A 15674-nucleotide genomic window follows, 5' to 3' on the forward strand; every position below is an offset into this window, starting at 1 on the left:
TCACGGCTCGCGACGTGCGACCATAAACAGGCGCGGGAAGGCCAGCAGTATTTGCCCGTTTTCCTGGAGCGGATACTGCTCCTCCAGCAGGGCATGATAGCGCTGCAGGAAGCGCTTTTGCTCGCTTTCGCTCAGCTCCTGCAGCCACGGGCGCAGGCCGGTGGCGCTCACCCAGTCGATAATCGCCTGGTGTGACGTCATTTTATGAAAGTAGGTGGTCCGCCAGATATCAACGTCGCAACCGGCTTCCGTCAGGATATCGTAGTAGGCATGCACGCCGGGGAGCGGCTCTCTTCCGCGATCCGGATAGCCTTGCTCATAGGCCACTTCCCGCATGGCGACATGCGTCGGCTCAAGCCAGTTGTCCGGCATTTGAATCGCCAGCACGCCGTTCAGGTGCAGCAGGGAGACCAGGTGCGGAAGAAGGTCGTAATGATCGGGGACCCACTGCAGCGAGGCGTTGGCGTAGATCAGGCTGAGTGGCTGTTCCGGCCGGTACTGGCGAATATCCGCCTCAACAAAATGGCAGTCCGGCAGCGCAGCGCGCGCCTGTTCCAGCATTGCCGGGGAGTTATCCACGCCGGTAACGTGCGCGGAAGGCCAGCGCTGTTTCAGCAACGCCGTGCTGTTGCCCGGCCCACAGCCGAGATCGACAACCTTGCTGACGTCATCCAGCGGGACTCTGGCCAGCAGCTCGGCGGCGGGGCGGGTGCGTTCGGCGCCGTACTGCAGGTACAGGGAAGGGTTCCAGTCGGCCATGATTTCTCTCCTTTATGCATCGTCCAGCAAGCATAGCACAGGCAGATACCCGCATCGGGGCAGGTATCTGAGAGCACGCGGTTATAGCAGATCTTTTAGCGCAACGTGGTACAGCAGCATGATGGTTTTGCCATCAACGATAAGACCCGATTCGATGCCCCGGAGCGCCTCCTCGAGCGGCATTTCCAGCACGGCGATATCTTCTCCTTCAGCCTTAATCCCGCCGCCAGCGCCGGTTTTGTCCTGGGGATGGTACTCCGCCACGTAGAAATAGAGCTTTTCCGTCACCGAGCCGGGGCTCATATACGCCTCAAAAATCTTCTCGACGCGTGAAACCTTAAAGCCTGTCTCTTCCTCGGCTTCCGCCCTGATGCGGCTTTCGGGATCCATGTTGTCCAGCAGTCCGGCTGCGGCCTCAATAAGATCGTCCGGATGCCCGTTGATAAATACCGGGAAGCGGAACTGTCGGGTCAGGATGACGGTTTTCCTATCGCGGTTATAAAGCAGGATAGTCGCGCCGTTGCCGCGATCGTAGACCTCGCGGCTTTGACGCTGCCATTCGCCCTCGCGCCGCTGCTGGTCGAAGGTATATTTTTTGAGGATGTACCAGTTATCAGACAACACTTCGTCCGCGATAATGCGGATATCTGCACGTTTTGATTGCACGTTGACCTCTCCTTACGTAGAGTAAGCATCATAAACAGCATTTTCGTGCAACATCAAGATAAAACATGCAATGTCGGGAAAACAGATGCTCACCAGCCAGCGAAAGCAATTGATCCTTGAAAAACTGGACGCCGAAGGTCAGGTACAGTCAAAGGCGCTCAGTCTTTATTTTGCCGTATCCGAGGACACCATCCGCCGTGATTTGCGCGAGCTGGCGGCAGAAGGGCGACTACAGCGCGTTCACGGCGGCGCGCTGCCGGCGTCCGCTGCCGTCGCACCGTTTGCGTCCCGTCAGTCGCTGAAGCTGGATGCCAAAAGAAAGGTTGCGCAGCGGGGAGCGCGGCTGATCGCTTCCGGCCAGGTCGTGATGATTGACGGTGGAACCACCACGGCGGAGATGGTGACGTTCCTGCCGCCCGATCTCAACATCACCGTTGTGACGCACAGCCCTAACATTGCGCTGGGTTTGGTCAATCATCCCCTAATTGAGGTGATTCTCATCGGGGGGCGCTTATACAAACACTCCATCGTTAGCGTCGGCGCGGCGGCGGTTGAAAGCATCAGCGCAATTCATGCGGATCTGTTTTTCATGGGGGTTACCGGCATTCATCCGGATGCCGGGCTGACCACGGGAGATTATGAAGAGGCGTGCATCAAACGGGCATTTTCAGGCAGAGCCGCGGAGACGGTGGTGTTAGCCTCACCGGAAAAAATCAACGCAGCGTCTTCGTTCGCGATCGGTGGCCTGTCCATGATCAACACCGTGGTAGTTGACGATGATGCGGACCCGGCCTGGATCGAGGCGATAAGAGAAAAGGGCGTTTCAGTGCTGAAAGCCACCGGGTGAAGCGCGGCAGGATGTAACAACCGATCATTGCTTTTGTTAATAATTTACTTGCGGATAGGCTTTGTTTAAGTTTTAGGCGATACACTAGGTCCGCTCGTCTGAGTAAACCATTTCATTCATCGCGAGGTATTTCTATCGAAATCCAGTAAAAAGAGGGTTAGACATGTTAGGCAATATGAACGTATTTATGGCAGTTCTCGGAATGATTCTGTTCTTTGGCTTTATCGCTGCCTGGTTAAGCTATAAATGGGACGACTAATGAACGCTGAGTTTCCCCCACCTACGAAGCCTCCCGGATGATTTATTCGGGAGGCTTTTTCTTATGTATTCAATCTGCCTCAGACTGCCAGTAAGGCGGGGAGCCGAACGCGTCGAGGTAATAATCGATAATCGCCCGCACGTTTAGCGGCGGATGGCGGCTATTTGGGTAGAGTGCCGCAATGTGCTGCGGCTCGGTGTTGATGGATGCCTCCAGCTCGGGAAGGAGCGCGACAAGCTCGCCGCTCTTTAGCCGGTCCCCAATCAGCCAGTCGGGAAACAGCACAATCCCCATCCCTCCGAGCGCGGCAATCAGCAGCGTTTCAGCATTATTGGATGTCATCAATGGCGAGACGGGATAGTGCACCCATTCCTCACCGCGCCTTCGCAGCAGCCAGCGGTTGGGGCCTGACGACCCGCGGTAGACCAGACATTTAAAGCGCGCCAACGCCTCAGGTGATTCAGGCATACCGTGCCTGCGGACGTATTCCGGTGACGCGGCAAGATGATAGAACTGCTGTCCAAACGCGCGCGCATGAAATGAGGAGTCCGTCAGCGTGCCAATTCGAAAAATGACGTCAGCCGGGTCCCGGTGCGGATCGATGTAATCATCGGTCAGCGTGAGATCAATACTGAGCTTCGGATAGCGTTCCGCCAGGCCGGACAGCGCGGGCGCCACGTGCCGCTGTCCGAAGAATACCGGTGCGTTTATGCGGACCATTCCGGAAGGCTCAAACGTTCTCTCATTGAGTTCCCGCCGCGCCTCGTCAAGGCTGCCCGTCATGGCCCGCGCATAGCGAACAAAAAGATGGCCGCTTTCCGTCGGGATGATCGCCCGGGTGTTGCGGTAAAAGAGCTGCTGCCCCAGCGCATCCTCTAACTGATGAATAACGCGCGATACCTGAGAGGCGGATATGCCTTCCCGCCGCGCCACCACAGAGAAATTCTGCGTTTCATAGACATCTATAAAAATCAGCAGGGCGCGCATGCTGATGTTGCCGGGCTCATTCATTAATGCATATCCTGCACAGGTGTTTATCTCATTATGGCATTTTTCTCATCGATGTTAAGGCGTAATCTTCTCCGCCTGATCAACAAGAGACTGATTGCTATGCAACTCATACTGATTTTATTCGTCATTGCCGGAGGCATGGGGCTGTCCGTAGAGGCAGGATTACTCGGGCCGCTGGGAGGAGAGGTCGGTGACCTCTGGGCGACCTTTAGCATCTTTGGCGTGGGCGCGGCGCTGACTTTCCTGCTGATGCTGTTTTTCAGCCCGCGCAACAGCCCGTCGTTCTTTGCGCAGCCGTCCTGGCAGCTGCTTGGCGGCGTGCTTGGGCCGATTTACGTCATCATCCTGACCGTGGCAACCCCGGCCATCGGCATCGCCATGACCATGATAGGCATCCTGGCCGGTCAGATTTTCAAGAGCCTGATTATTGACCACTATGGCCTGCTCGGCACGCCGCACAGGAAAATTGACGGTAAACGCATCATCGCGCTGATTTTCATCATTGCAGCGCTGGCTTTGGTTGCACAAGGGTAGGGTAACACTATGACTATTATCATGATTCTTCTCACCGTCGTCGGTGGCGCTATGTTAAGCATTCAGGCGGCTATCAACGGCCAGCTGGGCAGCAAGGTCGGGGTATTCAAAAGCGCGTTCCTGACGTTTTCGGTCGGTGCGCTGGTGACGGGGCTGCTGATCTTCTTCTTCGAACCCAAACACGCGCTGACCCTGATGGACGTGCCCAAATGGCAGCTGCTGGGCGCTATGTTTGGCGTACCGTACATCGTCATTATGGTGTTGGCCGTTCAGCGCATCGGCGCGGCAGTTGCCACGGTCGCCGTCATCTTTGGCCAGCTGACCATGAGCATGCTGATCGATAACTTCGGCTGGCTGGGCAATGAGTCGATTCCGTTCTCAATGAGCCGACTCGGCGCCATCGTCTGCCTGGGCATCGCGCTGTTCTTCATTTACGCCAGCAGCAGGTCAAAGGTAGCACCGGTAAAACAGACGTCGCAGCAGGCGGAAGCTAATCAATAGGTTCGGCCAGTCCTGATAGCCATACTTTGAAGGATGACGGATCCGACAGTTACCGGGGATGTTTACCGGTATCTGTCAGATGACATCTGGCTTGATTTGGTAGCAGACTTTGGTCAGGATGGAGCGTCAGGATTCAGCTAATATCCCACTGGTGCGCATAATGTATATTATGTTAAATGAGATAAATTGATGTCTTTGTATCTCTACGTTCCTTGCGAGTTGTTCCCACCTTCCCCATAACGGCACAATCTGTCCGCACGCCAACGGCACGCGGACAGATTTTAGTATTGAAGATTGAAATGATGAGAAAGCCACCAGGTGCTGCTAATTCACCGCCGAACAGTTAATGCTTTGGCTGTAACTTAGCCAGTCAATCACGCACTGGTTATTCCCCTTCTCTAAATAGTTAAACTTCACGCTGAATTTATTGGTCGCCAGTATAGATTCAACAGTGGGAACCCAGGTGCCATATTCTCCCGCTACCGCATACTGGGTTCCATTCTTCCAGGGCTGACTGAACCAGTTATCGGTCACGGTAATCGGTCCTCTTGATGGCTGACCACGTACGCCAATTGAGGATCGATTGCTGGTACCGTAGCGTCCATAGTCAAACCAGTTTTGCGTCACTTCCATAAACGCACCGGCCCCTGCGGACTGATACTTATGCATGTCAAACTGATGATAAGCGCCGCGCCCGCCACCATTTAACACCAAATTATGATGCGCAGCATATCCCTCGCCGGACTTGCCGCTTCCGGCAATCGAATGTCTGTTGCTGTTAAAAACATTGCACGCCACCTCCGCCGTGGCATTACCGTTTTGTACAACAACGCCGTAACCGAGTTCAGATTTGATATTGTCATGGATATAGCTGTGATGTACCCGCACATTTGTTGATGTTTTTACGCTCACCGCTGCCCAGGGCCATCCCCAGAGCTCCATATTATCCACCTCGATATTATGGGCGCCTTCCACCGTCTGGATACCAATCGTGGTATTTTTAGTCAGCGTTCCTTTATACGGTCCCTCATAGCGAATGCCGGACATTCGCGTATTGCTGTCCATCACGATAATCGGGAACTGATTATTCTGTTCGCTCAGATAGGGAATGCTGAGGCGAGCCCCCTCGCTGCCGTCTGATCCCCGGTCGCTGAAAATAGTCGTACCGCTTTTAACAAAAAGCGCATTTTTCGTCACCGGTAATTCAATTTCGACATCGCCCGGGATATAGATATAAGGCGTTCCGGCATCAACCAGCGCCTTCAGCGTCGTATAATCGGTCGCCTCCTGATAATTCACGCTCTCTTTATCGATCTGGTTCGCATAGCCCTCGCCCCCACCCACAACAGAGCACTGGCCGCTCGCATCCAGAAGCCGGGTGGTAACGACGACGTTCAGCTCCAGCGGTGAGGATAACCGCCCTCTCTTGTCTACGGCCCGGATCGTAACGGGATATCGGTTTTCCCCGCCTACGACAAAGCCCGGCAGGGTCAATTTGAAGGTTCCCTCTTTCTCCGTAATGGTGCCACCGGCAGATTTGAAGGCGGTAGCATCGATCTCGTAATTCGCCACGCCGTACAGGCTCTGCGCCTGCGGCGTCACCTCGGTTGTACTGCCCTCAAAGCCCGTAACGGCCGTATCCGCGGTGATGACGAACAGAGCCTGACTGACGGCGATCGCTATCTGCGTCGGCTCGCTGATATTGCCGTGCGAATCCTTACCGGTAACCGTGACGCTGTAATGGTTGCTTCCCGTCGCCTGCCAGGCGGGCATGACGAAATGATAGTCAGGCAGCGTGCCGGTAATTTTCCCGCCTGCGGCAAGGAAATCCTTCGCGCTGAACTGGACGTCACTTACGGTGGTTCCCTCTGACACCACGCTAATGGTGGCATCTACCGTCTCCTGCTCGGTCCCCGTCAGCGTGCCGGGCGCCGAAACGGCAATGCTGACCGGCTGCACCTCTAACGTCAGGGTGACCGGTGTCGACGAGCGGCCAGACGTATCCCACGCGACGGCGCGCACGGAATAACGGTTGGTCCCCTCTTTTTTCCATAATGGCAGCGTGAACCGCCAGGCATTTGTACCGTCCTGCGTAATTTTTCCGCCAGCGCTGAAAAATGCCTCACCCTGCCACTCGATGCGATCGATGCCGGACTGGGCGCTGGCCTGCGGCGTAACGACGAGCTCCTCACCCGAGTTGCCCGTCAGGTTTTCATCAAGAACGAGGTTTACGGCCGCGGAGGCCACTGAAACAGTTGCGGTTACCGGCGCGGAACGGTGGTTCTGGTCGTCACCTGCGGTGAGGGTAATAGCATACTGGTTGGAGCCAGAGTCCGACCATGCAGGCAGTTCCAGCCAGACTTTTTCTTTTTCCACGCTGACTTTGCCCCCATGGGCAATAAATTCGGGCGCCTCCCAGTCGAGCCGGGTCACCGCGGTTTTTGCATCAATCGTCAGCGGCAGCGCAATACGCTCCCCCTCATTACCCGCCACCTCTGGCGGAACGGCGAGCACAATAGAGCGGGGTTCAACCACGATTCGGGCTGAGGCGGTGTTCGAAACGTTCCCCTCGCTGTCACTCACCGTCACTTCAATGGGATAACTGTTTTCACCGCCCGCCTTATAAGGAGGCAGAACGGCGCTATAGTTCAGGCTCAGGCTGTCTGCTTTTGCTGCACGCGTCTGAATAAATTTCCCCCCGGCAGCAAGAAATTGAGGCGCCTTCCAGTCTACTTTGCCAATGGTGCCGGTACTGCGAACGTTAAGCCCGATCGCCAGCGTTTGTCCCTCTTCGCCCTTCAGATCGCCCGCCAGCGAGATGTTGACATCCATCGGCAGAACATCCACTTCGAGGCGGAACGGTGCAGAAATATTGCCTTTTTCATCAATGGCGCGTCCTTCGAGCTGGTAATGATTACTTCCATTTGTTTGCCATTCGGGCAGCGCGATAACGTAGGCGCCGTTTACATAAGTAATATCGCCACCGGCGGCGAAGAAATCTTCGCCCTGCCAGCCAATCCCGGTTACGGCATAGCGCGAAGAAATGTCCAGGTTTAGCGAAAGCTGGCTGCTTTCAACGCCCGAAACCTTGTGGTGCGGAGCCACGGAAAACAGGCGATCCTTTTTATATTCCAGAACAATGACGTTGTTTCTGTCCACCAGGTCATAGCGGGAGCCCACCAGCGTGCGGTTAAACCGAACGCGGTCCGGGTCAAGCTGCGCTTTGAGCGGCAAGCCAAACTGCCAGGAGAAGTTCAGCCCTACGGAAAATTCGTCGCCCCCGCCGCGCGTGTTAACCGTTTTTTGCAGTGAAATTCCCGCCAGCGGTACGGGCGTGTAGTTCAGGCCAAAGGTGAGTACCTGAGGATCTTTCTGGAGATCGTCCGGGCCAAATATACCAACCCGATCGCCATAATATCGCGCCCAGGTAATTTTCCCGCCCAGCTGAGGCAAACGAGGAAGCCAGGCCTCTGTCCGGATATCAAAGCCATTCGCGACGCGTTCGTGATAGTCCGTGATATCGCGCGAGGTTTTCCAGCCGGTGAGCCGGTAATAGCCATTAGCAGAAACGCGAAAGAAATCGCGCGCATACTCAAGACCTGTGCCAAGCCGCTTATGCTGGCGACTGACGTCGTAATCGTAAAACATATTGGCACCGAACATGGCGGAGTCAGAAGGCCAGAATCGATAACCTATGCCGAAATTCGCCATGGTCCTGTCGTCAATCCGCCTTATTCCCGTCTGGGAAAAAAACAGATGGCTGCGGCTGTCGTAAAGGGGCAGTAAAAAATCAAACTCACTGCCATCAAGATGTACGCTGCTTAAATTCAGCTTTACTCTTGCCGTGCCAAAAGAAGAAAGGCTTTGCTGAACGGCCGAGCTGAATAATCCTGAGGCCATGCTGCCGCCGACGGCGCTGATGCGATCGGCGGAAGCGTCCTGCCCCAATACCTGAGCCAGCTTAGCGCCTGCGCCAGCTCTTGCCTGGAAAAGCGTTTCTTCGCGGCTGATTTCTTCTTCATGGAGCGCGTGATATATATTCTCTCTGGCGTTCATGGTTTGTTCATTTATATTAAATTCACTTTTGGTCGCCAGCGCGGGCTGCATAAAAAGTACAATATAAAGTCCATGTTTTCGTTTAAGAGAAGGCAAACAGCTGACTACCATACCGATAATTACTCCATAATTTAAATAGTCGCTCTCCATTAATGAGATGAAAGTTCATCCTCACTGGCGACGATATGCAGGTATATATTGTTCATATCCTTCCGGCGTCATCAGACGTACTGGTGCCAGTTAAGGAAAGATCTTCCGGAAGGTATTCCTATTTATTTTCTTCAGAACCGTAAAATGGTCGCTACAATTTTTTCAACATGTATATGTCACAGCTGCCATGGCCCGTATTGCCAAGTCGTGCAGGTATATGCTTGAATCCAAAGGCCTCGTAGAGGCGCACGGCATGCTTCAGCACGGTAAGCGTTTCAAGATAACAGGCGTGGTATCCCATTTCTGAGGCCTGAGAAAGGATAAAAGCGATCGTTCGTCTGCCCAGGCCCATTCCTTGTACTTCGCTTTTGAAAAATAATTTTTGCATTTCGCAAATGCCTGCTTCTCCGCCCAGCGGCGCGAGTCCCGCTCCCCCGACAATCATTCCATTTGCTTCCACAACCCAATATCCGGCACCGGATTGCTTATAGGCTTCACTCAGGGAATCGAGTTCTGGATCATGGAGACTAACGCCTTCGAGGTGATCGATTTTATTCTCACGAAAGCTATTACGGATAATTTCTGCAATTGCGGCGTTATCCTCTGACTGCAGGCGTCTCATATTAATATTTGATTCACGTTGGCGACGCGCGTTGCGCAAACTGCCTGTAAAGTGCAGCAAAGATTGGCGCAAAATCTGAATTTCTTCCTCAGATGATGAAGCGAGAGCGTCCATAGCAAACCTGTCGGCATTTTCCTCAAGCTTAGAAAGAAGTTGCCTTCCGGCGTCGCTTAATCTGTACTGAGAGGCTCTGCCATCCCGCGCGTCATTTTCCTTAAGTAGGTATCCCTCATCGCTAAGATTCTTTAGCGTGCGGCTCATGCTCGCTTTCTCAACGCATAGCTTCGAGGCCAGTTCAGTACACCCCTCAGGATGATTGCTGAGTTCAATCAGAATATGGCTCTGAAGGGGGGATAACTCCGTTCCGCTTGCTTTACGGCTGAGCATACCCAGTTCTCTGACCATTTCACGCAGTGTGGCGCGGAAAGAACGAATATCTGGCTGTACCATGAACTAAACCCTCACTGATTCGATGGCTTATGATACACAGTTTAGTTAACACCGTTAACTATATTTTTTATCATCCGATTCATATCATGAATACGATTGTGATGCTGGCGCTCTGCGTGTTTGAGTTACGCCTGCCGGCGGCAGCGATACGGCGGAAACGACAGAAAGGCAGCGTCTGTCCTTTTCCAGGCAGACACTGCATCTCATAACAATCCAGAATGGCTTCAGACAAGTCGGTTAAGATGTGTGACAGATCGGCCGTCTACCCTCACCGCCTCAAACGATGATTTGCCAGATAGCCGAAATTAGCATCACTAACCCTGACACCAGGAAAAGCGCAGCGATGATTTTGTCAGGTGACCGCTTCATATCCCTCTCTCCCACCGCACGTCACAGCCACTGGCCAAAGCGCTTTATGTAGACATGCTTCATTCCCTGGGCCACCAGACAGTAGCTCAGCAAGGTTGCCACCAGCCAAGGGAAATAGCTCATCGGCAGCGGCTGCAATCCCACCAGCGCACCGAGGGGTGAGAAGGGAATGTAAATCCCGATCGCCATTATCAGCCCCGTCAGCAGCAGCACCGGCAGCGCCGCGCGGCTCTGGATGAACGGGATCTTCTGCGTTCTTAGCATGTGCACAACGAGCGTTTGCGACAGCAGCCCTTCAATAAACCAGCCGGACTGGAATAGCGCCTGAGCTTCTACGCTGTTGGCCGCAAAGACGTACCACATCAGCGCGAAGGTCGTGATGTCGAAAATCGATGACGTTGGGCCAATCCATAACATGAAGCGCCCGATATTTTTCGCATCCCATTTGCGCGGCTTACGCAGGAACTCTTTATCCATTTTGTCCCACGGCAGCGACAGCTGGGAAATGTCGTACATCAGGTTCTGAATCAGCAGGTGAATCGCCAGCATCGGCAGGAACGGGATAAACGCACTCGCGACCAGCACGGAAAAAACGTTGCCAAAGTTAGAGCTGGCCGTCATCTTCAGATACTTGATGATATTGCCAAAGGTTTCGCGTCCTTTGATTACCCCCTCCTCCAGCACCATCAGATCCTTTTCCAGCAGGATGATATCGGACGACTCCCTGGCAATATCCGCCGCGCTGTCGACGGAAATCCCAACGTCCGCATCGCGCAGAGCGGGTGCATCGTTAATGCCATCGCCGAGGAAGCCCACGGTATGGCCATTTTTCTGCAATGCCTGCAGTATGCGGGACTTCTGCATCGGGGTGAGCCGGGCAAACACCGACCGGACTTCAACTTCACGCGCCAGCAGAGTGTCCGACATCGCTTCAATCTGATCTCCCGTCAGCAGGTTATGCGGATCGATACCCACTTCAAGACAAATGCGCGTCGTCACGACCGGGCTATCCCCGGTGAGGACCTTCACGGCCACGCCGCTGTCGCTCAGGGCCTGAATCGCCTTTCCGGCACTTTCCTTTGGCGGATCGAGGAAGGTCAGCATTCCTTCAATGGTCAGCCCCTGCTCATCATCCTTACTGAGCGGAACCGGCTGCGCGGAGCTTTCCAGCTTGCGGGTTGCAACCAGCAGCACGCGAAAACCCTGCGCATTGTAATCGTCCGTTTTTGCCAGAAGCAGATCGCGGCGGGTCTGCGTCAGCGCAACAGTCTTGCCGCCTTCGCGAAGATGTGTCGCCACGGAGAGCATCTCTTCAACCGCGCCTTTGCAGATCAGGCTCTTGTCGCCGTGACGGACATCTTCGACGAGCACCGACACGCGACGACGCTCAAAATCAAAGGGAAGTTCATCAACCTTGATAAAGCGTTTCATCGTTGCCGGGGACACTTTTTCCTCCCCGAAGCGGAGTACGGCTCTGTCCATCAGATTACGCGTACCGCTCTGGTTAGTACTGTTAAGCCAGGCCAGCATCAGGACCCGATCGCTCTCGGCTCCGGACAGGTCAAGAGAATGCGCGAGGATAATATTATCCTGCGTTAGCGTGCCCGTTTTATCGGTACACAGCACGTCCATCGCGCCAAAGTTCTGAATCGCATTGAGGCGTTTAACGATGACCTTGCGCCGCGACAGCGCGATAGCGCCCTTGGCAAGGTTCGAGCTGACGATCATCGGCAGCATCTCCGGCGTCAGCCCAACCGCAACGGCCAGCGCAAACATCGAGGCCTCAACCCAGTCACCCTTACTGAACCCGTTAATCAGCAGCACCACCGGCACCATCACCAGCATAAACCGGATCAGGAGCCAGCTGACGCTGTTTACCCCGCGATCGAATGCGGACTGCCTGCGGGTGCCAACGATCGCTTTCGCCAGCGATCCAAACCACGTCCGCTTGCCGGTGGCGACGACAACCGCCTGCGCCCTTCCGCTGGTCACGCTGGTTCCCATCAGGCAGATATTGCCCAGCTCCAGCAGGGATTTGTCCTTATCCGGCGACGGCAGCTGTTCGCTGTCTTTGCCCGATACGTTTGCCATGACGTCATATTTTTCAACCGGCAGCGATTCACCGCTCAGAATCGACTGGCTGACAAACAGATCGCGGGACTCCAGCAGCCGCACGTCCGCCGGTACCAAATCGCCAGCGGCGAGTACGACAATATCGCCGGGTACAATCTCCTCAATCGGGATCTCTTCCTGCACCGGCCTGCTTTCTCCCGGCCCCCGGCGCAGCACGGTGGCCCTGGTGCGAACCATCGATTTCAGCGCCTGGGCCGCTTTGTTGGTGCGAAATTCCTGCCAGAAACGCAATAATCCGCTCAGGCTCACCATCGTCATAATAATAATGATTTTGGCAAAGCTCGGTTCCTCACCGTTATGGACCGGGACCCAGTAGTCAGTAAAATAGCTGACCGCCGCCAGCGCTATCAGCACATAGATAAACGGATTATTAAATGCCTGCAGTAGCTGAAGCCATGCTGATGGCGCTTTCTCATGCGCCACCTCATTGCGGCCGCATTTTTCCAGCCGGTACAGCGCCTCTTCGGTAGTGAGCCCGAGACGGGTGCTATTCATGCGGGCCAGCGTGTGGTCCGCGCTGTGGTAAGCTTCCGTTTCAATCAGAAAGCTTTTGCGTTGATGCTTATCATTATCTGACGCAGCCCGGCTTATTTTCCGGTTTTCAATTTTCATGTCAGCCATGATCTATCCCCTAAAATTAAGGCGTCGTTATCCCTGCACGGAATTATCCATGCACAGTTTTTTACTCTTCAGCTCGGGTATTACTTTATACGTATGGGAACATCCATCATTCCCTCCTTATGCGCGGCATCGCAGTTTAGTGAATAATGAAAAATTAATGGCCTTCGCAGCTCCAGCGAACGGAGGTGATATTTTCATGTCCGCCAATTTTGGACATAATAAGATTCAGCGTTTTCTGATCGTCCACGACGCTAATCAGCTCGGCGCGAATTTCCCTGCGCCCTTTTTCATCCGCAGAAACCGCATCGAGCCTCTGCATACCAATTGCCAGCTCTTTCGCCATATTCAGCAACAGCTGGCGAATAGCATATTCATGGGCGTCATCGCAGATCACGTTCAGGATATAGCGTTTATCTTCATCGGCGGCGCCGGGGATGCGGTTAATTCGCTGCGCCGCTTCGCGAAGCAAAATATTGGCGCAAAGAATAATGAGCGTGGCCCAGGCCGCATTCCAGAACTGTCCCAGACCGCATAACACACCAATCGCCGCAGAACACCAAAGCGTTGCCGCCGTGTTCAACCCGCGCACGTTCATGCCTTCACGCATGATGACGCCCGCGCCGAGGAAACCAATCCCGGACACAATCTGGGCCGCGATGCGCCCCGGGCTGTCGGGCGATGTCGAGAGTGAGCTAAGAATAAATACCGCGGCGCCCGTGGCAACTAAGGCGTTAGTGCGTAGGCCAGCCATGCGCTGGCGCCACTGTCTTTCTGCGCCAATTAGCGCGCCCAGCAGCATTGCGGCGAGTAAATTTGTAATATCAGGAAACATAAGCATACGTTCCTCCAGATTGTGGAAGAATTGAGTACGTGCTTATTCAGCACACGATAAACGATCGCGAAGAAGAGCGACGATTACCGTGCAGACGGTGGAGGAAACAGTGCGTAGATAAACGTAAACATAACAATTGCCTTCGCGTAATGACGCGATAATCACATTATTGGGTGGCAATCGTCTTCAGGAAGGGATTGCTGCCCGCCGGGTCGGCAAGCAGCGCGGAAATAATCGCGTCAACTTACCGTTTTATGCATTTCGGGATGGTTGTCCAACGTATTACTCCTTTGTGAATTTGGGGCCATTATAATGAATGGGCTAAGTGAGTAAAGTTAAACCTCATACGGATGAGGTTTGTTTAGTCTTTATTGATAAAACCGTTTGCAACGGTGCTACGCATTAATTTTTGATATTTCTCGCGACATCAACCGCATAAAGGAGAGAAGCAGTTCCGTTGAGCGATGTTTAATTACGCCGCGAAGCCCTTACCTTTTAAAGGGTTGTTACTCCATGCGCTATCAGAGACCATAGCGTTTATTTCTTACCGCGTAGCGAAACGCCTATGACCCACCTGCCTGACCGGTCCGTTTTTGACGGACACAACGATCTGCTGCTCAATCTTTGGCTTCATCATGACGACGATCCGGCGAAAGCGTTCTTTTCCCGCGTCTCACCGGGGCACCTCGACTACCCGCGCATGCGGCGGGGAGGATTTTTCGGCGGGCTTTTCGCGGTATTTATCCCGCCGGTTAGCTATATCGCCCGCATGCGCAACCAAACGGATGATGAGGTGCTGGACTACTTTGACCCGCTGGCAATCGTCGAGCGGCAAATTGACATTATGCGCATCCTCGAGCGCAGCTCTGAGGGGCGCCTGAAGATATGCCGCACCGCCAGCGACATCGAGCGCTGCCGTCTTAACGGGCGGATCGCAGCCGTGCTGCATATTGAAGGGGCCGGCGCGATCGACGCGCAGCTAGCGCAGCTGGAAAAATTCTATCAGCTGGGCGTTCGCAGCATTGGCCCGTTCTGGAATACCCCCAACGCCTTCGGCGAGGGGGTTAACGGCGCTTTCCCCGGAACGCCGGATACCGGGCCCGGCTTAACCGCGGCGGGTGAATCGCTGATCCACGCCTGCAACGAGCGCCGTCTTATGATCGACCTTTCCCACATGAATGAAAAAGCGTTCTGGGATACCGCCAGGTTGAGCAACGCTCCGCTCGTCGCCACCCACTCCAATGCCCACGCGCTTTGCCCTCAGCCGCGCAACCTGACCGACGCGCAGCTGGAGGCTATCGCGCATAGCGGCGGGCTGGTCGGGGTCAATTTCGGCACCGCCTTTCTGCGCGCAGACGGCAAGCGTGACGGTGCCGGTACCGATCTGAGTACGATTATTAACCACATTGCGTATTTGATCGCTAAACTTGGAGAAGATCGGGTGGCGTTCGGTTCGGACTTCGACGGCGTGAACGTCCCCGATGCGCTTGAGGATGTTGAAGGGCTCCCTCGCCTCGTGCAGGCGCTGTCGGACGCGGGGTTCAGTGACTCTCTGCTGGAGAAGCTGACATGGCGCAACTGGCTGCGGGTTCTCGCAGAGACCTGGGGTGAATAACTCTGTTACCTTTTAATTATTGTGATAAAAATCACATATATTTAACATAAGCCTTGTCCCGTGTAACAATTTCACTGGGCTAATAACATCAAGATGAACGCAAAGGAGCTTCGCTATGACTACCTGGACTAAACCCGAGTTTGTTGACCTGCGTCTGGGTCTGGAAGTAACGCTGTACATTTCCAACCGCTAATCGCTCGCCTGCCCGCCCTTCGCGCGGGCATTATTTTTTTATTACTCCTGGTTCAG

14 protein-coding genes are annotated in these 15674 nt (G+C 54.4%); 6 read left to right on the top strand and 8 right to left on the bottom strand.

What is annotated here, in order from left to right; all coding sequences use genetic code 11:
- On the bottom strand, window positions 1-759 hold the full coding sequence (tam, locus tag V1599_RS13480; protein ID WP_395300222.1) for a trans-aconitate 2-methyltransferase: 759 nt from the start codon (window positions 757-759) through the stop codon (window positions 1-3).
- Between the two features lie 81 nt (window positions 760-840).
- Entirely contained in the window at window positions 841-1425 is a 585-nt protein-coding gene (locus V1599_RS13485) for an NUDIX domain-containing protein (protein ID WP_112010016.1), read from the bottom strand.
- A gap of 85 nt (window positions 1426-1510) precedes the next feature.
- Here V1599_RS13485 and V1599_RS13490 point away from each other — a divergent pair, with 85 nt between their 5' ends.
- Both V1599_RS13490 and mgtS read left to right on the top strand, forming a co-directional pair.
- Window positions 1511-2272 (top strand): DeoR/GlpR family DNA-binding transcription regulator, encoded by a 762-nt coding sequence (locus V1599_RS13490; protein ID WP_112010017.1) that lies wholly within the window; start codon window positions 1511-1513, stop codon window positions 2270-2272.
- A gap of 163 nt (window positions 2273-2435) precedes the next feature.
- Window positions 2436-2531 (top strand): protein MgtS, encoded by a 96-nt coding sequence (gene mgtS, locus V1599_RS13495; protein ID WP_112010018.1) that lies wholly within the window; start codon window positions 2436-2438, stop codon window positions 2529-2531.
- Between the two features lie 69 nt (window positions 2532-2600).
- Here mgtS and V1599_RS13500 read toward each other — a convergent pair whose 3' ends face one another.
- Window positions 2601-3542 carry a LysR substrate-binding domain-containing protein gene (locus V1599_RS13500; protein WP_395300223.1) on the bottom strand — a complete coding sequence of 314 codons (942 nt, stop codon included), beginning with the start codon at window positions 3540-3542 and terminating at the stop codon, window positions 2601-2603.
- 99 nt (window positions 3543-3641) lie between these two features.
- On the opposite strand from V1599_RS13500, the gene V1599_RS13505 reads away from it, so the two are divergent.
- Together V1599_RS13505 and V1599_RS13510 are read left to right on the top strand one after the other, a co-directional pair.
- The gene (locus tag V1599_RS13505) at window positions 3642-4076 is read left to right on the top strand and encodes a DMT family transporter (RefSeq protein ID WP_395300224.1); all 435 of its coding nucleotides are present in this window, start codon (window positions 3642-3644) and stop codon (window positions 4074-4076) included.
- 9 nt (window positions 4077-4085) lie between these two features.
- On the top strand, window positions 4086-4577 hold the full coding sequence (locus V1599_RS13510; RefSeq protein ID WP_395300225.1) for a DMT family transporter: 492 nt from the start codon (window positions 4086-4088) through the stop codon (window positions 4575-4577).
- A gap of 324 nt (window positions 4578-4901) precedes the next feature.
- Here the strand turns inward: V1599_RS13510 and V1599_RS13515 are convergent, their stop codons facing one another.
- The 5 genes from V1599_RS13515 to V1599_RS13535 form a co-directional block, all read right to left on the bottom strand.
- Complete coding sequence (locus V1599_RS13515; protein WP_395300226.1) at window positions 4902-8633, bottom strand: inverse autotransporter beta domain-containing protein; 3732 nt, start codon at window positions 8631-8633, stop codon at window positions 4902-4904.
- Between the two features lie 301 nt (window positions 8634-8934).
- Window positions 8935-9855 carry a GNAT family N-acetyltransferase gene (locus V1599_RS13520; RefSeq protein WP_395300227.1) on the bottom strand — a complete coding sequence of 307 codons (921 nt, stop codon included), beginning with the start codon at window positions 9853-9855 and terminating at the stop codon, window positions 8935-8937.
- Window positions 9856-10131: 276 nt separating this feature from the next.
- Complete coding sequence (gene mgtR / locus V1599_RS13525; protein ID WP_112010023.1) at window positions 10132-10224, bottom strand: protein MgtR; 93 nt, start codon at window positions 10222-10224, stop codon at window positions 10132-10134.
- Between the two features lie 21 nt (window positions 10225-10245).
- Window positions 10246-12978: a magnesium-translocating P-type ATPase gene (mgtA, locus tag V1599_RS13530; RefSeq protein ID WP_395300228.1), complete on the bottom strand. Its 2733-nt coding sequence runs from the start codon at window positions 12976-12978 to the stop codon at window positions 10246-10248.
- A 154-nt stretch (window positions 12979-13132) separates the two neighbouring features.
- Window positions 13133-13828 (bottom strand): MgtC family protein, encoded by a 696-nt coding sequence (locus tag V1599_RS13535; protein ID WP_112010025.1) that lies wholly within the window; start codon window positions 13826-13828, stop codon window positions 13133-13135.
- A 547-nt stretch (window positions 13829-14375) separates the two neighbouring features.
- Between V1599_RS13535 and V1599_RS13540 the strand changes: the two genes are divergently transcribed.
- A complete protein-coding gene (locus tag V1599_RS13540; protein ID WP_395300229.1) occupies window positions 14376-15425 on the top strand; it encodes a dipeptidase in 1050 nt (349 codons plus the stop codon).
- 115 nt (window positions 15426-15540) lie between these two features.
- Window positions 15541-15618 carry a pyrroloquinoline quinone precursor peptide PqqA gene (gene pqqA, locus V1599_RS13545; protein WP_004937827.1) on the top strand — a complete coding sequence of 26 codons (78 nt, stop codon included), beginning with the start codon at window positions 15541-15543 and terminating at the stop codon, window positions 15616-15618.
- Window positions 15619-15674: the final 56 nt, after the last annotated feature.

This window comes from Enterobacter sp. ECC-175 (assembly GCF_043968675.1).
Lineage (GTDB): Bacteria > Pseudomonadota > Gammaproteobacteria > Enterobacterales > Enterobacteriaceae > Enterobacter.